Source organism: Streptomyces sp. NPDC001070 (assembly GCF_053598835.1).
Window position 1 is genome coordinate 61,554 of sequence record NZ_JBSFLB010000037.1, and the last position, 19,356, is coordinate 80,909.

General features: G+C 70.3%; 13 protein-coding genes and 3 pseudogenes. 7 read left to right on the forward strand and 9 right to left on the reverse strand.

The features are described from left to right. Positions 1-34: 34 nt before the first annotated feature. Positions 35-1,046 (reverse strand): annotated as a pseudogene (locus ACWDAS_RS34525) (NADP-dependent oxidoreductase). Between the two features lie 110 nt (positions 1,047-1,156). Here ACWDAS_RS34525 and ACWDAS_RS34530 point away from each other — a divergent pair. Next, complete coding sequence (locus ACWDAS_RS34530; RefSeq protein WP_450398747.1) at positions 1,157-1,750, forward strand: TetR/AcrR family transcriptional regulator; 594 nt, start codon at positions 1,157-1,159, stop codon at positions 1,748-1,750. 709 nt (positions 1,751-2,459) lie between these two features. Here the strand turns inward: ACWDAS_RS34530 and ACWDAS_RS34535 are convergent. From ACWDAS_RS34535 to ACWDAS_RS34550, 4 genes are read right to left on the reverse strand one after another with little or no spacing between them, the layout of a single operon-like run. After that, the gene (locus tag ACWDAS_RS34535) at positions 2,460-4,919 is read right to left on the reverse strand and encodes a galactose oxidase-like domain-containing protein (RefSeq protein WP_450398749.1); all 2,460 of its coding nucleotides are present in this window, start codon (positions 4,917-4,919) and stop codon (positions 2,460-2,462) included. After that, complete coding sequence (locus ACWDAS_RS34540) at positions 4,919-6,118, reverse strand: glycosyltransferase (RefSeq protein WP_450398751.1); 1,200 nt, start codon at positions 6,116-6,118, stop codon at positions 4,919-4,921. The genes ACWDAS_RS34535 and ACWDAS_RS34540 overlap by 1 nt, the downstream gene beginning before the upstream one ends. 2 nt (positions 6,119-6,120) lie before the next feature. Then, positions 6,121-7,776 (reverse strand): ArnT family glycosyltransferase, encoded by a 1,656-nt coding sequence (locus ACWDAS_RS34545; protein WP_450398752.1) that lies wholly within the window; start codon positions 7,774-7,776, stop codon positions 6,121-6,123. After that, positions 7,773-8,990, reverse strand: a complete 1,218-nt coding sequence (locus tag ACWDAS_RS34550) for a glycosyltransferase (protein ID WP_450398771.1) — start codon at positions 8,988-8,990, stop codon at positions 7,773-7,775. Before ACWDAS_RS34550 ends, ACWDAS_RS34545 begins: the two co-directional genes overlap by 4 nt. An 836-nt stretch (positions 8,991-9,826) precedes the next feature. Here ACWDAS_RS34550 and ACWDAS_RS34555 point away from each other — a divergent pair. After that, on the forward strand, positions 9,827-10,378 hold the full coding sequence (locus tag ACWDAS_RS34555; RefSeq protein ID WP_450398753.1) for a 2'-5' RNA ligase family protein: 552 nt from the start codon (positions 9,827-9,829) through the stop codon (positions 10,376-10,378). A 180-nt stretch (positions 10,379-10,558) separates the two neighbouring features. On the opposite strand, the gene ACWDAS_RS34560 is transcribed toward ACWDAS_RS34555, so the two are convergent. Next, positions 10,559-12,028: a DEAD/DEAH box helicase gene (locus ACWDAS_RS34560; protein WP_450398754.1), complete on the reverse strand. Its 1,470-nt coding sequence runs from the start codon at positions 12,026-12,028 to the stop codon at positions 10,559-10,561. Positions 12,029-12,612: 584 nt separating this feature from the next. Here ACWDAS_RS34560 and ACWDAS_RS34565 point away from each other — a divergent pair. Next, positions 12,613-13,644 (forward strand): serine protein kinase RIO, encoded by a 1,032-nt coding sequence (locus ACWDAS_RS34565; RefSeq protein ID WP_450398756.1) that lies wholly within the window; start codon positions 12,613-12,615, stop codon positions 13,642-13,644. A 241-nt stretch (positions 13,645-13,885) separates the two neighbouring features. Here the strand turns inward: ACWDAS_RS34565 and ACWDAS_RS34570 are convergent, their stop codons facing one another. Further along, on the reverse strand, positions 13,886-14,419 hold the full coding sequence (locus ACWDAS_RS34570; protein ID WP_450398758.1) for a GNAT family N-acetyltransferase: 534 nt from the start codon (positions 14,417-14,419) through the stop codon (positions 13,886-13,888). Between the two features lie 230 nt (positions 14,420-14,649). Here ACWDAS_RS34570 and ACWDAS_RS34575 point away from each other — a divergent pair, with 230 nt between their 5' ends. The 4 genes and pseudogenes from ACWDAS_RS34575 to ACWDAS_RS34590 form a co-directional block, all read left to right on the forward strand. Further along, a complete protein-coding gene (locus ACWDAS_RS34575; protein ID WP_450398760.1) occupies positions 14,650-14,961 on the forward strand; it encodes a hypothetical protein in 312 nt (103 codons plus the stop codon). Then, positions 14,958-15,350, forward strand: coding sequence for a type II toxin-antitoxin system death-on-curing family toxin (locus ACWDAS_RS34580; protein ID WP_450398762.1), 393 nt, complete (start codon positions 14,958-14,960; stop codon positions 15,348-15,350). Before ACWDAS_RS34575 ends, ACWDAS_RS34580 begins: the two co-directional genes overlap by 4 nt. Before the next feature lie 556 nt (positions 15,351-15,906). Continuing rightward, entirely contained in the window at positions 15,907-16,620 is a 714-nt protein-coding gene (locus ACWDAS_RS34585; RefSeq protein ID WP_450398764.1) for a deoxynucleoside kinase, read from the forward strand. A 670-nt stretch (positions 16,621-17,290) separates the two neighbouring features. Next, positions 17,291-17,701, forward strand: a pseudogene (locus tag ACWDAS_RS34590) (CoA-binding protein); the annotation flags it as partial. A 297-nt stretch (positions 17,702-17,998) separates the two neighbouring features. On the opposite strand, the pseudogene ACWDAS_RS34595 reads toward ACWDAS_RS34590, so the two are convergent. Together ACWDAS_RS34595 and ACWDAS_RS34600 are read right to left on the reverse strand one after the other, a co-directional pair. Beyond that, positions 17,999-18,370, reverse strand: a pseudogene (locus ACWDAS_RS34595) (transposase domain-containing protein); the annotation flags it as partial. Positions 18,371-18,564: 194 nt separating this feature from the next. Beyond that, positions 18,565-19,356: RNA-guided endonuclease InsQ/TnpB family protein (locus tag ACWDAS_RS34600; protein ID WP_450398765.1), on the reverse strand; the 792-nt coding region annotated here is incomplete at its 5' end.

Below are 19,356 nucleotides of genomic sequence, written 5' to 3' on the forward strand. Positions count from 1 at the left end.
CGAGCGCCGGACGCGTCGGTGGTACGGCTCGTTCCTAAGCGACCGTGAGCACGATCTTGCCCTGGATGTGCCTTCGGGCGGCGCGTTCGTGCGCGGCCCGGGCATCCGCGAGCGCAAACGTGCTGTCGATCGCGACGCGGACCGTGCCCGCGTCGAGCAGGCGACCCAGTTCGGCGAGCTGCGCGCCGTTCGAGCGGACCTGGGTGCCCGTGACTGTGACGCCCAGCTTCTCGGTCTCCTCTTCGTCGAATTCACCGAAGAACACAGGGAACTGGGAGCCGCCGCGCTTGAGCGTGCGCAGGAAGCGCCTGCTGTCGGGGCCGCCGACTGCGTCGAGAACGAGGTCGACGTCGTGCACGAGTTCCTCGGGACGGCTCTTCGTGTAGTCGATGAACTCGTCGGCGCCGAGCTCGCGCAGGAACAATTCATGCGCGCCCGACGCCACCGCGATGACACGTGCACCCTTCCATTTCGCCAGCTGCAGCGCGAAGTGCCCCACACCGCCCGCGGCGCCGTTGATGAGCACCGTCACGTTGGCGTCGAGTGGCACCGGACGATGCTGCGCCGCCTGGAAGGGCGACGGGTGATCGTGTCCGAGCTCGATCAGGAACTGCCACGCGGTGAGCCCGGCCATAGGGGCCCCGGCGGCGTGCACGTGATCGATGCCGGCGGGCTTGAGCGCGAGGTCCGACGCGGGCGCGGCCACGTACTCGGCATAAGTGCTGCCGTCGAAACTGGGGAAGCGAAGGAGACCGAAGACCTCATCCCCGACGGAGAGGCCGTCCACATCCGCGGCGACGGCCTCGACGACGCCTGACAGGTCCGTCCCCGGAATCACGGGCAGGCTGAACTTCGGCCGCACCTCCGGAGGCAGGTTGGACATCCCGTCGCGCAGGTACCAGTCGGGGGGGGTTGACGCCGACCGCGTGCACGCGAACGAGCACCTCGCCCGGCTCCGGCTCGGGAATCGGCACCTCGTCGTAACGCAGAACTTCGGGGCCGCCGTGCTCGTGGAGCCGGACCGCCCTCATCGTGTGTGTCGGCATGGTTTTCTCCTGCCCGCGCTGCGGGATAGGCTTATTCGGATCAGCGATCCACATAAGTGGACCACTGATCCGAATATATGGACCACTGATCCGGATAGTCAAGGGGACAGGTGCGCGCCGACGCCAGGAAGAACCGCGACCACCTGCTCGCAGTGGCGGGCACCGCCATCACCGAGCAAGGCGTCGACGTGTCACTGCGCGACATCGCGCGCAGGGCCGATGTCGGACTGGCGACGCTGCTGCGTCACTTCCCGACGCGCGAGGCGCTGCTCGATGCCCTGCTCCGCACGAGCTTCGACGAGCTGACCGCCAAGGCGGGCGTCCTCGAAACGTCCGGCTCGCCCGGCGATGCCCTCGTCTCGTGGCTGCGCGACTGCGTCAGGTGGACAACCGAGTACCGGGGCGTGGTCGTGCTGATGGCAGCCGCCATCGAGGACACCGAGTCCGCACTCCACGTTTCGTGCGTCACTCTGCGCGCGGCCGGTGCACGGCTCCTCACCCGTGCCCAGGACGAGGGCATGGCGCGGACCGACATTGACGGCGCCGATCTGTTCGCGCTGGTGGCGGCGCTCGCGTGGCTCGGCGATCAACGCTCGCTCGCGCCACGTGCAGATCACCTCTTCGACGTTGTCGCAAGCGCGATCCTGACCGGCGCAGCGAGCGGCGATGCCGAGGGTGAACACCGCCCTCGCGCTCATGGCTGAAATCGTCGCGCACGCGGAACGGCGAACTCGGCCGGTGCTCGGCAAGAGCGGATCGACGCCGAGTTCGCCAGGGCGGTCGAGGTCACCGGCATCGAGCGGGCCGCACCCTTGGGGTGCGAGGCCCTCGCCCTCCACGTTCCAGGTCCCTTTCACAGAGGCAGGCGCCATGAAAGCTCCTGGAAAAAGGGCAGTTGAGGCCACGCATGCCGTCTCGTGTGCGGGCCGCAGGAGTGCGACTTGCTGGGGGAGTGGGGACCCGAGCGACCGGCGGGTGTCGCGCCGGGTCGGCCGGTGGAGGAGGGCGCGAGTCGTCAGTCCGCTGGAGACGCCGAGGCCTGCGGCCGCGGCGGTCCACCATGGGGCCCAGGGCAGCAGCCCGATGGCGTGGTCGACTGACCAGCGGCCGGATCCGGTCAGCGTCAGCGCGGCCGGCAGAATCAGCAGCACGAGCGGGTACTCGTAGCCGTTGTTCTGCACCCACAGCCCCTTGCGCCACTTCACCGTGATCGCGACCGTCATGACTCCGCCTGCGATGGTGGCCGCCAGGGGGTGAGCGCTCCTGCGCAGAGCAGCAGACCGGCTGCGATCTGCCCGAGGCCCGCGGCGGCCGCCGGCGAATCCGTCTGCTTCGAACTCCGCCGCTCCGCCCTCGATCCCGTGGCCGCCGATGCGGCGGCTGTCGCGAACAGCCGGACACGTACCCGCAAGGTCACCTGGGTGTGGTGAGGTCACCGCGGTCGCAGGCCATGCCGTTCCTGTTCGGATCGAGCCGCAGCGGGTCCCTTTTGTCGTTGACCTTGAGGGGGAGTCGGTAGCCCTGCGCGTCCAGCCAGCCGCAGCGGGCGGCGGAGGTGCGGGCGACGGCCTTCGGGAACGCGACGGGGGCGCAGACGTCCGCGGTGCCGTAGCCGCGGTCGCAGCCCGAGACGCTCACCCCGACCGGTGCCGAGGCCCGCTTTCTGCCGGGCTTCAGGGGCTCGCTCGCGAGGTCCCCGGCGAAGTCGTGGATGTGCGGGGAGGGCTGTTCGGCGACGCCGGTCGCGGAGCGTGCCGCGGACCCGGACCCCGTCGCCGCGGCGTCCAGATGGACCCACTTCGCCACCGAAGGCACGCCGTTCACGTCTACCGCGAAGAGCATGTACCACCCGGGCGGAGCCAGGTTCGGGTTGCTGGTGACGTTGAGGTCGACCGTGCCGCCGTCGACGGTCAGCGGCAGGTCGACGAAGCGCTGGTTGGGGTCGGAGGAGTGGGTGACCGCGGCGGGACGGATCAGCTCGGCCTTGGTGATCGCGCGGTCGACGGTGATCCGCTGCGTGCTGCCGTACGTCCAGTGGCCGTCGGCGACCGAGGTGATCCGTGGGCGGGGGCCCTTGAAGAGGTACGCCGGGGTGTAGATCGACACGTTGTGGTTCCAGGTGCCGTTGCCCGGGTTGTCGCCGGTGGCCATCACGCGGCCGTCGGGCAGCAGGAAGGCCGAGGAGTGGTAGCCGCGGGCCTCGGGGTCGGGTGCGACCGGGTCGAAGGTGTCGGTCTGCGGGTCGAAGACCGAGGACTCGTGGACGGGGTCGGCCCGGTTGTGCAGCCCGCCGCCGGTCTCCAGGACCCTGCCGTCGGGCAGCAGCACCGCGGAGACGTACATCTTTCCCTGGGCGCCGGTCTGGGCGACCGTGCCGGTGGGCAGGTCGACGGTGCCCTGGGGCAGCGGCGGGCCGGGGGTGTGGACCGGGTTCGGCTGCTTGAGGTCGATGAGGTCGGTGAGCCGGTTGGCGTCGGGGTTGGTCTCGATGTTGCCGCCGCCGAGGGTCAGCACCCGCTGGTCCTGGGCGGGGGGCAGCAGCACGCTCGCGGACTGGTCGCGCTCGTCCTTGTTCTGGAGCCCGCCGACCGGGGTGACGGTGTTGGCGTCGTAGTCGTAGATCGCGGAGCCGGTGCCGGGGGTGCCGTTGCCGAAGACGTGGCTGCCGGAGTAGAAGAGCCGGCCGTCCTGCATGAGGATCATCGACGGGTACAGGCCCCAGTACGACCAGGTCTGGTTGACCTGCCACAGCGGGAGCCACTTGTCCTGCGCGGCCGACCACCGCTCGGCGGTGACCGAACCGGTGGAGTCCTCGCGCAGGCCGCCGAAGGACAGGACGTCGCCGTTGCCCAGTTCGGTGGCCGAGGGGTACCAGTGGCCGTCGTTGAGGTCGTTGGTCCGGGTGTAGGTCTCGGTGTCCGGGTCGAAGACGTAGGAGGCCTTGTACCCCTCGTAGCCGTGCGAGCCGTCGGCGGCCGGGTAGGCCTTGTTGCCGCTCATGACCAGGACCCGGCCGTCGGACAGCTGCACGTGCCCGGAGCAGAACATGTCGTCGGGGGTGGGGATCACCTTGTAGGTGCCGTTCTCCGGGTCGTAGACGGCGGAGGTGAAGGAGCCGGCCGCGAAATTGTCGGTGCTGTTCCCGGAGCCGGCGATGAGCAGCACCTTGCCGTTCTTGAGCACGACGGAGTGCATGGAGCGCACCGGGTTCTGCGCGGGCAGGACGTCCCACTGGCCGTCCTCGCACTGCGCGGCGGTGCCCGTGCACACCGGCTCGGGGGCCGTACCGGCGACGAGTTCGGTGGCGTAGTCATCGGTGGTGACGCTGCCGACGCCGTAGACCGACACACCCCAGGTGAGCTGGTCGGTGCCCGCCGGGACGGGCGGGGTGCGCACCTCGGCCCGCGACCACGCGGCGCTGAGCGGCGGGTTCGTCAGGTCGGTCCAGTACTGCCAGCCGTTGGCGGTGTCGTGCCGGAAGAGCGTGACGGCGGTGTCGACCGTCGTCGACCTGTACCAGACGGACAGGTCGTACTGCTGACCTTCCGTCACATGAGGGGCGCAGTCGGCGGTCTCGGTCATCATCGCCTTGCGGTCGCCGTCGGCACGGCGGGTCAGGGCGACCGTCACCGCCGTGCTCCCGGAGTGCGCGTCGGCGGTGGCGGAGAAAGTGAAGTCGTTGTCGCCCCAGCCGGACTTCTCCCAGCAGGCCGGCATGTCGCCGGTGCCGGCCTGCTCGAAGCCGGGGTTGACGACGAGGTTGGTGCCCGCCTGGGCCTGCGGCGGCGCCGACAGCAGGACGAAGGGCGCCGCCACGGCGGCGAGGACGAAGGCGGTGGCGACCGCGAAGGGGCCGCGGGCGGTTGTCGGCATCAGGACTCCCCGGCCGCCGCGCGGCCGCGGCGAGCGCGGCGCGGCAGGTAGACCAGTACCTCGGTGCCCGCGAAGCGCAGGAAGAAGGTGACCACCAGCGCGACCGCCGTCGCCGCGAGCACGTCCATACCCAGGTGCGCGACGAACAGCGCCATCAGCGGGATGCGCAGCAGCAGGTCGGCGTTGGCGAGCAGCGCGAAGCGGCCCATGCGGTCCACCCAGTGGCGGTGCCCGCGCCGGTCGCGGAAGATGAGCACCTCGATCAGCAGGAAGTTCCAGACCACGCCGGACTGGTTGGCCACGATCTCGGCCGGCACATAGTGCATGCCCATGGCGGTCAACGCGGCGAGCGCGGCCAGGTTGGGCACGAAACCGGTGAGCCCGATCAGGCCGAAGAGCACCGCCCGGGCGACGGGGGAGGCGGTGCGCAGCCCCAGCAGGTGGGCGAGGAAGCGCATCCCCTCCCTTGCGGTCGACTTGGACTCGCCCGCGTACCGGTCCTGGAAGACGAACGGCACCTCGGTCACCGTGCGCGGGCGGCAGCGCACCGCCAGCTCCAGCAGGATCTTGTAGCCGAGCGGGCGCAGCGCGCCGTTGTTCCGCTGCTCGCGCACCGTGTCGCGGCGGACGGCGAAGAAGCCGCTCATCGGGTCGCTGATGCCGCGCAGGGCCCGCGGGAACAGGCCCTTGGTGAGCCAGGTCGCGCCGCGCGAGACCGCGACGCGGTACGCGCCGGCCAGACCGGCGCGGCTGCCCCCGCCGGTGTAGCGGCTGGCCACGACGAGGTCGGCGCCCTTGCGGGTGCCGGCCTCGACGAGTTCCGGGACGAGGGACGGCGGATGCTGCAGGTCGCCGTCCATCACCACGACCCACTCCGAACGGGCCGCCTTCAGACCTTCGACGACGGCCCCGCCGAGACCGCCGGCCGGGGTGTCGCGGTGGATGACGGTGACGGGGAAGGGGCAGTCGCGGGCCGCCGCCTCGGCGACGGCGGGGGTGTCGTCGGTGCTGTCGTCGACGAGGACGACTTCGCAGGCGCTCAGCCGCCCGGGCAGTGACCCGGCGAGCCGCGCCAGGAGTTCGCGGATGTTGCCGGACTCGTTGAAGGTGGGGATGACCACGGTGACGGTGCCGGGCACAGCGGGCGCTCCGACGTGCAGATCGGGGTCGTCGAGCTGTTCGGTTCCGGTGCTGAACACGGTCACCTGGTTCCTCCGGAGATACGACGGATCTCGATGCGGTCCTCGCCCCGGCCGAAGACCGCTACAGGGGTCGAGTGCCGCAGTGCCGCCTCGACGGTCGGCAGGTCGACGGCGTCCCGGCGCACGGTGGGGGAGGCGACCACGTAGTCGATGTCGCGCCAGCCGTTCGGCAGCGTCTTGGCGACGGCCGGGTCGAGGTCGGCCTTGTAGAACCAGATGGCGCCGTCGCCGGGTCGGTATCCGGCGTGCACGAGGTCGAGCCACAGGGCGTCGTCGACCAGGGCCCGGGTACGGCCCGGGTCGGGCACGCCGTCGCGCATCCAGGCCGCGGCCGCGCGGTAGGGCGCGTTGGCGTCGTCGGTGAGCGCGGTGCGGTCGCCGTTGTACCAGTGCGGAACGACCAGGACGGCGGCGGCCACGGCGAGGACCACGGTGAGCCCTCGGCGGGTCGCCCTCAGCCCGGTGGGCTCGTCGGCCCTGCGGCGCTTGCGCAGCACCGCGTGGGTGACGCTCGCGGCCGCTCCGGCGGTGATCAGCGCGAGGAAGGGCAGCGCCTGGATGACGTACATGGCGGGCAGATAGCCCGACGGACGCGTGATGACCAGAGCAAGGGTCGCCACGGCGAGCGCGGGACCGGCCAGCGCTCTGGCCGTCACCGACCAGCGCAGGGTGACCAGCAGCAGCACGGCGCCGGCGAGTCCGGCCAGCGGCAGCACGCGGTCGTAGTAGAGCCACGACTCGAAGACGGCGTGCGCGTCGGTGCCCTTGGTGAGGATGAAGCCCGAGCCGTCGCGGCTCATCTGGTACGTGATGCCCTCGACCAGCGAGACGTGACCGCCGCCCGGGAACAGCTCACTGTTGAGCAGCGCGTACAGGGGATAGCCGAGCCCCGTCAGCCCGCAGGCGGCCACCGCGCCGGTCACCGCGAACTTGCGGGTGTCGCGGTGGCTGTGCCGCCACATCGTCACCAGCAGCGCGGGCAGCACCACCAGCATGGTCTCCTTGCTGAGCACGGCGACGCCGGCGGCGAGCCCGGCCCCGAAGTGGTGCCACAGATGCCGACTCGGGGACGCGGCCAGGCAGAACGCCAGCAGCATCCACAGCACCGCGATGTTGTCGAGGAAGATCTCCCGCTGGAGCACGACCGCCAGCGGCGACAGCCCGAACAGGGCCGTGCCGAGCCCCGCCGCCCAGCGCGGCAGCCCCAGCCGCCGGGCCAGCACGAAGAGCAGGACCGCACTGGCCCCGCTGACCAGCAGCATCGCGTACCGCATCGTCGCCACCGTCATGACGCCCGGGTCGAGCAGCGAGACCGGCCAGGTGACCAGGGCCAACTGGATCCAGCCCACCGGCGGATGGTCGTACCAGTAGGTGTAGTGGGCCAGGCCCGACCCCTGCTGCACGGCCCAGGCCTGGGCGAGATAGGTGCCCTCGTCGTCGCTGAACGTGGGGAAGCGGGTGATGTTCCAGCCCTGGACGGTCAGGATCACCGTCAACAGGGCGCCGCACAGCAGGAGATCCGGGCGAGAGGTGCGGAAGCGGAATCGAGGAGCAGGGCTTTTCGCGACGGGGTGGGCGCCGCTGCGCGGCGCGGGTACAGCCCCGGCGGGCAAAGTCGCGGTGGGCACAGTGGCCCGTGGCCGGGTGACGGTCACCGCAGTACATCCTTCCCGGTCGCTTCGGTGAGGTGGGCGCCGACGTGGCGGGTCAGTTCCCAGTCGGTGCGGCCGCGTTGCTCCCGCCACACGGCGCGCGTCGCGGCCCCGGCCAGGAGGAGCTGGTAGAACGGTCCGCCCGCGATGAGCTTGAGGTAGTGGACGAGGCGTACGCGCAGCGCGTACTGGCGGCCGAAGTCGTGCAGGCCGACGATCTCGAAGACGAAGGTGACGATGGCGGTCAGAGCGGGCAGGAAGGTGAACACCGCGATGCCTACCGGGACGTCGAGGAACAGCGCCACCGCGACATTGACCGGGATGATCACACCGGTGAACGCCTGGAAGAACGGCGTCATGAGGGTGTAGCGGGCGAGCATCCGCTGGCCCATCGTGGGCAGTTGCTTCCAGTCCCTCTTGCGGTAGACCTGCAGGAAGCCCTGGTTCCATCGGGTGCGCTGCTTCAGCAGGCTCACCAGGGTGCCCGGTGTCTCCTCGCGGGTGACCATCTCGGAGTCGTACGCCACGACCACCCGCTTGCCCCTGCTGGACAGCCGGACGCCGAGGTCGCAGTCCTCCGCGAGGCAGTTCTCGTCCCAGCCGCCCGCCTCGCGCAGCACCTCGGTGCGGACGAAGACGGTGTTGCCCCCGAGCGGGATGAAGCCCTTGAGGGCGTGCAGGTGGAGTCGGCTGCGGAACCAGAAGAAGTACTCCAGGCAGTTGCGCAGGCTGTACCAGCTGGAGTGGAAGTTGATCAGCTGCACCCCGCCCTGGACCACGTCGGCGCCGGTGGTGCGGAAGGCGTGGTCGACGTGGGCGAGCAGCGCCGGGTGGACCTGGTCCTCCGCGTCGAAGACCCCGACGACGGCGCCGGCGCAGTGCGGCAGCGCGGTGTTGAGGGCCTTGGGCTTGTTCTTGGTCTCGCTGGTGTCGACCACGACCCGCACGCGGTCCGGGGCGGAGGCCGCGACACGCTGCGCGACCTCGGTGGTGCCCGGGTCGTCGTGGCCGACGATGACGATGATCTCGTAGTCGCCGTGGGCGGACCGCAGCAGTCCGTTGACCGTGTGCTCCAGGACCGCCTGTTCGTGCCGGGCCGGCACCAGCAGCGAAAACGACAGTCCGGCCTCCCCCTCGGGGCGGGCGAAGCGGGTGGCGGCCAGTGTCTCCGGTGTGCGCCAGGCATGCATCTGCCACCACAGGGTGAAAGCAGCCATCCAGAAGAGCGCCAGCGACGTGGCGGTGATGAGCGCGGAAAGCAAGAAAGGCCCCTCAGATGGGCTGTGGAGCGCCACAGCTGTGAACGGATCCCCGTGGAGAGAACGAAAGGAAGCGACCATCCGTCCGGTCGGCGCGGGCTGCCGCGTCAGCAGCCGGCGGTTGCCTTGCACGGCGTCACCTGCGACGACGAGCGGATCCGTGTGGCCCGCGCCCTGCAACCGCCCTCGTACGGCAACCGGATGCGGCCTCGCCCTTAAACCGGACAGCTCGCGTGCTCGTGGTCTCGTCGCGAAGACGTCCTCCGCGACGGCCCGGGGCAGGTCTGGCGGGTTCCTCCGACCGTTGCCCAGAGCCTCGAGGCTGGAAACAGCCCCGTGGACTCGCTGTCGAGTTCTCGGACGAGCATGGTGATTCCTCTTCGTGACGGGCACAGGAAGACGTGCGGCGTATTCGGAGTTTACGCAATCCTGTCCAGTATTGTTGGACGATGTGTCCGGCGACATTGGACGCTAGTTGCTGTGCGCATCGCCGTGCAAGTCACTCCTGCAAGGGGTTTCCGCGTCACTTTCACGGAACGGAGAAACCAGCAGGTGAGTGGCGCATGGGCGCGGCGCGGCCATCGGTGGACGGGGACCCGGGCTCACTCGTACGAGTCAGCCCGGCCCGCCGGCCTCCCGCCAAGTTCCCGCCGGACAACCGCCCATGGCGTGCGAGGGCAGTTGGGGGCATGGGGAGGCCGTTTACACTCCTGCCGGTTGCTGTGCGCCGGGCAGAACTGTCGGAGTTCCCGCTCGTTGGAACGACCGAGCGGATACCGGCAAAGGGGGGTGCAGTGGAGCCATCGGACGGCACTTCAGGACAGTACCGAGCAGGCGAGACAGCTTTGCTGGCCGCGCTGGAAGAGGCCGAGCCCATGGTCGGGCACTGGCGGCGACGTTTCGATTCCTCCGCATCGGCAGGGGTCCCCGCACACGTGACCGTGCTCTTTCCGTTCCTGGACATCGGTCACATCGACGTATCAGTGATCGACGAGCTGGCGATGTTGATCGGCGGGCGCAGCCCGTTCACCATCCGGTTCGACAGGTGCCGGCGTTTCCCTGACGTGCTCTATCTCGCGCCGACCCCCGAACAGCCGTTTCGCGCACTGACCGAGGCAGTCTCGGCACGCTGGCCCGAAGCGCCGCCCTACGGAGGACAGTTCACCGAGATCATTCCGCACCTGACCGTCGCCCATGGCCAGCAGCGTGAAGTCTTCGACGAAGTGGAAGCGGCACTGGCTGGACGGCTGCCTGTCACTGCCAGCGTTTCGTCGGTCAGCCTCTTCGTCAGCGACGGTGACCGCTGGCATCGACGCGCCGAGTTCCCCCTGCTCGGTCGGCGCTGAGGACTTGGTCAGCTCCCCGTGGCCGCCTTGGCTCCGACGGCGCCGCGGCGAGGCCGACACCGGCCGCCTCGTACCGCGCGTAGCAGTACCAGTAGTCGGCGAGCGTCCAGCCCTGCAGCACGGGCATCCACGGAATGTCCGGCGCCAGCCGACGGGTGGGCCGGCGCAGCGTGCCTGGGATCAGTTGCCCCGGCGGATGCGGGCGGCCTCGCGGGCCGCGGCCATCTGGCGGGCCTCGGCCGTCTTGCGCGACTCCCGGCCGGGACGCGTGCCCAGGCCGCGGAACGGGGCACCACCGCGTGCCGGGGCGTTCGCGGCCGGTGCACCGGCGACGGGAATGCCGGACGGGGCCTGGGCCCCGGTGATCCGGCTCAGCGCCGCCTCGCCGGAACGGACCTGGGTGATGGTGGGCCGGATGCCCGCGTCGGACATGAGCCTGGCCATGTCGCGGCGCTGGTGGGTGGTCACGAGGGTCACCACCCTGCCGGACCGGCCGGCCCGCGCGGTCCGCCCGCCGCGGTGGAGGTAGTCCTTGGAGTCACCGGGCGGATCGACGTTGACCACGAGATCCAGGTCGTCGATGTGGATTCCGCGGGCGGCGACGTCGGTGGCGACCAGGGTCGTCACCTCGCCGGTCTTGAACCGTGCGAGGGCCCGGCTGCGCTGCGGCTGGGACTTCCCGCTGTGCAGGCCCGCCGCCGGAACCCCGGAACCCTCGAGGTGCCTGGTGAACTGGTCGACCGCGTGCTTGGTGTCCAGGAACATGATCACCCGGCCGTCACGGGCGGCGATCTCGGTGGCGGTGGCGTACTTGTCGGCGGCGTGGACGTACAGCACGTGGTGTTCCATGGCGACGACGGTCGCGGCCGAGGGGTCGACCGAGTGGACCACCGGATCGGTCAGGTAGCGACGGACCAGGAGGTCGATGTTGTTGTCGAGGGTGGCCGAGAACAGCATCCGCTGGCCGCCGGCCCGTACCTGGTCCAGCAGTTCGGTGACCTGGGGCATGAAGCCCATGTCGGCCATCTGGTCCGCCTCGTCCAGGACCGTGATCCGCACGTGGTCCAGGCGGCAGTCACGGCGCGCGACGAGGTCGCTCAGACGTCCGGGCGTGGCGACGACGACCTCGGCCCCCGCCCGGATCGCTCCGACCTGCCGGCCGATCGAGAGGCCGCCGACCACGGTGGCGAGCCTGAGGTCCAGCGCCCGGGCGTAGGGGGTGAGTGCTTCCGTGACCTGCTGCGCCAGTTCACGGGTGGGCACCAGGACCAGTGCCCGGGGCCGCTTGGGCTCGGCACGCTGTCCGGCCGTGCGGGCCAGCAGCGGCAGGCCGAAGGCCAGGGTCTTGCCCGAGCCGGTGCGTCCCCGGCCGAGCACGTCCCGGCCGGCCAGCGCGTCAGGCAGTGTGGCGGCCTGGATGGGGAACGGTTCGTCCACGCCGAGGTCGGTCAGGGTCTGCAGCAGGGCCGGCGGGAGCCGGAGCTCCGTGAAGGCCGTCATCGGCGGGAGGGCCGGGGTCACCGTCACGGGTGCCGCGAACTCGCCCTGCGGGGCCGTGAGGCGTCCCTTGCCGCCGGAGCGGCCGGGAATCTGCGGGCGGGAACGGCCGGACTGGCCGGAGCGCTGGTCGTTCCGGGGCGAACGGTTCATGGGCGAACCTTCCTCGACGGGCACGCATCGAGGGAATTCCCGGTGGATGCGCGGCCGGGGAGTCGCCAGAACGAGCCGAAGACAAGACGGTGACCGACAGCGGGTGGTCCCGTCCGTACGGCGTGGGGTCGAGCTGCGTCGTGCGCGCCGGCGCCGGGTACCGACGTGCGGATCGCACTTCCCCACGAGTTTACCCGCCCGGTCCGACTCCCCCGGCGGGTCCGCGGTCCCGCACGGGGCGGCGCCCTTTTGGACCGGCCGGGACGACGGCGTACCCAGGACCCGGTGGCGCCCGCGCAACGGGGTGTCGCCCCCTCCGGTGCTCGTCAAGCCGTGCCTGCGGGGGCCTGAGAAAACCGGTTGCGCGGGCTGCGGGGCTGGCTAAGATCGTGCCGATCTGGAGTGCCGGGCGTGAATAACGGCCCGGCGTAGTGGGAGAGGAGGTGCGTCTTCGTGGACGCCGCCGTGACGCGGCGCGCTCGTGTGTGCGCGCCAGACGCCTTTTCCCGCTACCTGCCCACCGGCTGATGACGCGCGTTCGCTGACGCTCCGTCCGGTGGGTCCTTCCACTGGAGATCATCACCATGCGTGAGCGCTTTGCCGACGGCGAGTCCTTCACCCGCATCCGCCCCAAGGGCACCAGACGACGCAGTCACCGCGACGGTGACGAGGCCTTCGAGGAGGCCTTCCCCGAGTACGCGGCACGCCGGCCCTCGGTGGCCGGGGATGCCCGCAGCACCCCGGACGCCCGTTCCACCGTCCTCGATACCGGTGCCGAGGACGACGAGGACACCCTTGAGGAACCAACGCCCGGCCAGTCGACCGACGGCCCTGCCGAGGGTGACCGCTGGTCCACCTGGGATCGGTCGACCCCGACCGAGAAGGGCCCCGAGCCGCGCCCCGCATGGGTGGTGACGGACCTGGCCGCCGTCGACTTCGAACTCGGGATCGTCAAGACCGGCAAAGAGGCCGACGTCTTCCTGATCGAACGGGCGGTGCCCGGAACCGACCGCCGCACTCTGATGGCCGCCAAACGCTACCGCGACGGACAGCACCGCATGTTCCACCGCGACTCCGGATACCTGGAGGGGCGTGCCCACAAGGAGTCCCGGATCAGCCGGGCCATGGCCAAGCGCACGGCCTTCGGCAAGGAGGCCATCGCCGGCCAGTGGGCCGGCGCCGAGTTCGCGGCGTTGTCGCGGCTGTGGTCGGCGGGGGTGGCCGTGCCGTACCCCGTGCAGATCCTCGGGACCGAGATCCTGATGGAGTTCATCGGCGACCGGTCGGGGACGGCCGCGCCACGTCTCGCCCAGCTCCGCTCGGAAGAGGCCGATCTGGAGGACCTGTGGGAGCAGCTGGGCCGCAGCTTGTCGCTGCTCGCGCGTGACGGCTACGCGCACGGCGACCTGTCGGCCTACAACATCCTCGTCCACGCGGGCCGCCTGGTCGTCATCGATGTGCCTCAGATCGTCGACGTCGTCGCGAACCCGCGGGGTCTGTCCTTCCTGGAGCGCGATGTCCGCAACGTGGGTGCCTGGTTCGTCTCCAGGGGCCTCGCCGAGCGACGTGTCGAGGAGCTGGCGCGGGCGTTGGCCTTCGACGCGCGGCTGGACTGAACGTCGTCTGTGTATCGGCGCGTCCCCAGTCGCTGTACACGCACGCCGACGCGCGGCGCGGGCCCGGGAGCCACTCCCGGGCCCGCGCCGGCGGGGGCTGCGCGCCTTGCACGGTACGGCCTGCAGGCCGGCCGGTGTGTGGCAGTCGGGGTCCAGGTGTCTCCGCAGGCCGGTCGACGGCGTCTTGCCGGTAGAGGTCGGTGGCCGACCGCGGCCTGTCGGCGGGGACGGTCGGCCGGGCTCAGGCGTGGAATTCGGTGAGGTCGATGGCGTGGACGCGCAGCGGGAAACCGTACTCCGGGTGTGTGGTCTCGCGTTGCGGCGCCATGCCGAGTTTGCGCATGACGTTCTCCGAGGCGTCGTCGCCGATCCGGGCGATGCCGATCAGGCGTTCCAGGCCGCGGTCCTGGAGCGCGAACTCCATCGCGGCGTGGGCGGCCTCCGAGGCGTAGCCCTGACCCCAGAACTGTCGGCCCAGCCGCCAGCACACGGACACCTCTGGCATCACCTCCGGCAGGAACTCCGGCAGGGACAGGCCGGTGAAACCGGCCAGTTCACCCGAGGCCAGCAACTCGACGGCGAACAGGCCGAAGCCCTCCTCGTCCCACTCCTCCTCCCACCGCTCGATCGCCTCCGCGGTGTGTTCCAGGTCGCGTACGGAGCCGTCACCGACCCAGCGCATCACCTGCGGGTCGCCGTTGATCTCGGCCATGGGGACCAGGTCGTCGTCCTGCCAGCGGCGCAGGAGCAGGCGGGGGGTCTGGATCTCGGTCATGGGTTCATCCTGTCGAAGGCGACGCCGCAACGGTGATCGGGGTGGCGGCCGACGCCGTCCGCCGGCGCTGCAGGACGCTACGCGGAGGTCTTCTCCCCGCTCGGGCGGGGCCGGATCCGCAGGTGGGCTGGGGTGCTGATCGTCTCGCCGCCTCTGCTGCCACGGTGCGGATCGGGCCCGGAAGCACTGAAGCACTCGCGCCCTGGTTGTACTGGCGGTACCGTCAGTACATGCCGACTTCCAAGGGTATGAACGTCCCGTTCGCGGACGATGACGAACTGGACCAGGTGCGCCGCGCGGCCACGGCCGCGGGCCTGTCCACCCGCGAGTACATCCGCCGGGCCGCGCTCAGCTTCGCCAACGCCGTCCCGAACGAATTCCTGCGGGCCGCGGTGGAGGCGCACGTCCACGTCAAGGACGCGTTCGCCGAGATCCTGCCCGAGGACGGACGTCCGAACGAGGAGCGCCGCTCCGCAGAGGCGGAGGCCGGCCGCCGCCTGGCCGAGCTCGACGGCGACCAGGCGCACGGGACCGCCGCGTGAGCGCACCCCGCCCCGACGGGGTGATCTACGCGGAGGTGCCGATGCTGCTGCAGGTCGCCGAGCACATTCTCGGCGATCCGCAGGCCGACGACCTGGGAGTACTTCCCGCCGCGGTCGCCCGCCACCGCGCGGAGGCCATGGGCCAGGATGTCTACGGGTCGATCTGGCTCAAGGCTGCCGCGCTGCTCCACACCCTGGTGAGGCTCCCGGCCCTCGAGCACTCCAACGGCCAGTTCGGATGGCTCGCCGCAGTCGCATTCCTCCGCGTGAACGGCCACACCCTGACCTACCCGCCGAAGGACGCCGCTGTCCTGGTCCGCGACGCCATCTCCGGCGAGAAGTCCGTCAAGGAGATCGCCCTGCAACTTCGTCAATGGGGTACCGCCTGAAGGAACTCGCCGGAGTGCGGGAGCACCCTCGACCTCGCAGTACCGGGAGCGATTGCGCGAGCCCTTCCGCTCCGTCCCCGAGGCCCCTCCGCCGGCTTCCTGCAGCTCGGTCGGGAGTCGGCGGAGGGGCGTAGGGCGCGGCATCGAACCCCTCATCGCGCGACGCGGCGTCGCGCCTGGATCCGGCCCGGGCGAGATCCGCTGGTCGTCGAGCGAGCCTTGGCCCGGCTCCACAAGTCCAAGCGCCCCCGGACCGTGACGAACGCCGCGCTGACCTCAACCAGGGCCTGCTGGAACTCGCCCGCGGCATCATCTGCCTGCGACGACTCCCGTACGTCATTCTGAAACGATCGGTTAAAGTTCAGGGCGGCCGCGGGGGCTGCGGCTCGTTGCTGTGTGGCGACTGCGGAACGGCCAGGTCGGCCGGTCGAGGAGAGCGGCCGGTGTCAGGGCCTGGGTCCCCGGGAATCGCGTGACCGCCGACGCGCGGCCAGGCGGTCTGCGGCGCCCTGCCCACCCGCCCGTGAATAGAAGACCCGCCACGGAGATGTGAGGTATGTCAGTGATCTGCGTCGGAGGCATGATCGGAATCGGCAAGACGAGTGTGGCCGAACTGCTCGCCAAGGAACTGGGCAGCGAAGTCTTCTACGAGAGCGTGGAAGACAATCCGATCCTTCCGCTCTTCTACACGGCGAGCCCCGAGGAGATCCAGGCCAAGCGGTACCCCTTCCTGCTTCAGCTCCACTTCCTGCAGACGCGGTTCGCCTCGATCAAGAAGGCGTACAAGCAGGGCGACAACGTCCTCGACCGGTCCATCTACGAGGACTGGTACTTCGCCAAGGTCAACCACGAGCTGGGCCGGATCAGCTCCCTCGAGATGCGGGTGTACGAGGGGCTTCTCGACGAGATGATGCGCGAGATCGACGGCCTGCCGTACCGCAAGGCACCCGATCTCATGGTCTACCTCAAGGCGGACTTCGAGACGGTGCTGCACCGCATCGGGTTGCGGGGCCGAGATTTCGAACAGGACGAGAGCCTCGTCGAGTACTACCGGACGCTGTGGTCCGGCTACGACGACTGGGTGCACAAGCACTATTCGGCCAGCGAGGTCCTCGTCGTCGACATGAATCACACAGATGTGGTGAACAACCCCGAGGACGCGGCCCGCGTGGCGCGCGAGGTCAAGGAAGCCCTGGCGGCGGTGGGGCGCCGGGCGAATGCCACCGGCGAGACCGCCGAATGCGAGACGCCCTCGGCGGTCTCCGCTTGAGCGGCGGACACCCTCCCTTCGCGCGACGTCCCGCAAGGCCACGGATCCACCCCTGTGAGCAGGGGTGGATCCGTGGCCTTGTTCCGAGCGGGGGCTACGTCAATCCGCCGCGCGACCCCACCCTTCCGGACTCGTCCCGTCGGCTGCCCAGAGACTCACGTCGGTGACCTTTACGCAGTGCAGTCCGAAGGGCTGCGAGCTCCGTTCGAGGGAGGGGCGACCCCGTTGAGCCTGGTGCAGCTTGAAGTTGCAGATCCAGGGTCGGGTGTGAGTCGCGGTGGGGATGCTCGTGCCGGCCGGCGGTGTGGTGTGGTGGATGTGGCGGCGCCCCCTCCGGCATGGAGGGGGCGTGGTGCCGGTGGCGTGCCGGGTGGCGTGTTGCCGCGCGGGAACCGGAGAGCCTGCCGGGACGGGCGGCAGCCGCACGCCGAAGGCAGCGTCCCGGCACGGGGGATGTGGGGCGCTCTTCACCCAGATCCGTCCGTGAATCGGCGTTCGGGCAGCAGCCATTCGCCAGGCGAATGAACCAGGCAAGACCGTTGCATACAGTATTCCAGGGCGGTTAGGGTCGTTCCATGCCGCAGATGAAGCCCAAGGACCTGGCCCTCCCGGTGATCGTGAGCTTGGCGGCACGTGGCGCGGAGCTCACCCGCGCACGGCGGTGCCGGGCATGACGACGTACGGCGACGACGCGACGATACGGCAGATACTCACCGCTGCCGGCGACACTTGGGCCGTTGTGGGCCTGTCCGACAACCCCGAGCGGGCTGCTTACCGCGTGGCGGGAAAGCTGCAGCGCCTGGGCAAGAGGGTGGTACCCGTCCACCCGAAGGGCGAGACGGTGCACGGCGAGCCGGGCTACGCGTCCTTGACGGAGATCCCTTTTGCGGTGGATGTGGTGGACGTGTTCGTCAACTCCGCCCTCGCCGGGGGTATCGCCGACCAGGCCGTGGCGATCGGCGCGAAGGCGGTCTGGTTCCAGCTGGACGTCATTGACGAGGCCGCCTACGCAAGGACACGCGATGCGGGCCTGTTGATGGTGATGGACCGCTCCCCAGGACGGGAGATACCCCGGCTGGGGCTGGGTGTGCAGGGAACGGGTCAGGCGTCGGCCGTGGGTGGTCTCGCCGCTGGTGCGTGGCCCGAAGGTGGCGTCGATGACGGCCCGGGTGCCGCAGGCGACCAGGGCCACCAGCAGGATCTGCGGGTAGCCGGAGGTGGCGTATTGGTTGGTGCCTTTGCCCAGCCGGGCCCGTATGGCGGGGTCGTCGGGCACGTCGAGGTGAGTGCCGTCGATGGCGACCACCAGCAGGCCGGCCCAGCGGGCCCCGGTGGTGCGGATCGCGGTCGCAGGTCCACGCAGCAGATCGAACAGGGCTTGCAGCGGACGCACGCCGAGTCTCGCGCGGGCTTGCCACAACCCGGTGGCGGTGATGTGCGGCAGCGGCAGGGACTTAAGAGCGCCGGTGAGCTTGGACCACACGGCCACATGACCGCACTCGGCGAACAGTACGGCGGTCAGTAGCTGGTAGACCACCACCCGGGCGGGCAGTTTGCGCAGCCGCTGCTGGACGGCCCCGCACTCGGCGAGCACCGCATCGACCATCTCGAACGGCACGATCTGCGTGAGCTCGCCCAGATGGCCCGGGGCGAAGAGACCTTCAGCTACCGCGATCTCGCGGCTGATGACACACTGGCCCGACAGCGGAGCCTCCGGTTGTGTGAACGGCTTGTCTTGGTCGACTGCCAGTTCTACCGGGGCTCCGCTTCCGCGTCAGGCCATCAACGCAGCGAACCACTCACCCCGCGACCAGGACCGAAGCCGTAACTTCGCACGCGGTGCAGGTGTAGGTACGTTCCGAAAGAGGCAGTGCGTGCTTGGTTCTCGCTCCGCACGACGCGCACTCCATCACGGCCTTGCCCTAAAGGGCGGGGATTCCTGGCTCACGTGGGCTGGGGATCCTGGCCCGGACCGCCATGGCGCGCAAGGCGGCGGACGCCGCGATCGGCGCCACGAAGACGGCCCTGATCGAGATGGGCCGCAAGCACGGGCGGGATGTCCGCCTGGTGCATCCCGCGCACACCACCAAACTTCGGCCGGAAGTCCTCGACCGCGATCGCATCGTGATCCCGCACGACGCGCTTGGCCCACTTGCGGGCGGTGTCCTGCCGCCGGCGGGCGATCTTCTTGGACACCTTCGCGGCGGCCCGGCGGGCCTTGCGGTACCCGCCGGTGTCGGGCGTGTTCCTCGCGGTACGCCGGCGGGCCATCATCTTCTGGTAGCGGGCCAGCTTCGCCGCGGCGCTCCTGCCGTGCTGAGCGTGGGGCAGGTCGTGGACGTCGCTGGTCGTGGTCGCGGTCTCACGCACGCCCCAGTCGATACCGATCACTGCGCCGGTGGCGGGCAGCGGCTGCACCTCGACCGCGACGACGAACGAGGCGTACCAGTGGTCGAGGCTGTCCCGGTACAGGCGTACCGACGACGGCGCGGACGGCAGGTCGCGGGACCACACCACCGTCAGCACGATGCCGCCGGCCAGGTGCAGGCGCCTGTCCTTGAGCCTGAAACCGCGGGTGGTGTAGTTCAGCGTCGGTGCGGCCTCGCGCTTGCGCTTGATGCGGGGCATCCCGGCCCGCTGTCTCATGGGCAGGCGTGCCGTGATGTCCTTCACGGCTTTGGCGCGGGACTTCGCGAAGTCCCGGATGGTCTGCTGCTGCGGCACCGAGCTGCCCTC

What these genes read in the sequence shown, in the direction of transcription:
- ACWDAS_RS34535 (WP_450398749.1), bottom strand. Translation starts at nt 4,919, where the DNA reads ATGCCGACAACCGCCCGCGGCCCCTTCGCGGTCGCCACCGCCTTCGTC.
- ACWDAS_RS34550 (WP_450398771.1), bottom strand. Translation starts at nt 8,990, where the DNA reads ATGGCTGCTTTCACCCTGTGGTGGCAGATGCATGCCTGGCGCACACCG.
- ACWDAS_RS34560 (WP_450398754.1), bottom strand. Translation starts at nt 12,028, where the DNA reads ATGAACCGTTCGCCCCGGAACGACCAGCGCTCCGGCCAGTCCGGCCGT.
- ACWDAS_RS34565 (WP_450398756.1), top strand. Translation starts at nt 12,613, where the DNA reads ATGCGTGAGCGCTTTGCCGACGGCGAGTCCTTCACCCGCATCCGCCCC.
- ACWDAS_RS34570 (WP_450398758.1), bottom strand. Translation starts at nt 14,419, where the DNA reads ATGACCGAGATCCAGACCCCCCGCCTGCTCCTGCGCCGCTGGCAGGAC.
- ACWDAS_RS34575 (WP_450398760.1), top strand. Translation starts at nt 14,650, where the DNA reads ATGCCGACTTCCAAGGGTATGAACGTCCCGTTCGCGGACGATGACGAA.
- ACWDAS_RS34585 (WP_450398764.1), top strand. Translation starts at nt 15,907, where the DNA reads ATGTCAGTGATCTGCGTCGGAGGCATGATCGGAATCGGCAAGACGAGT.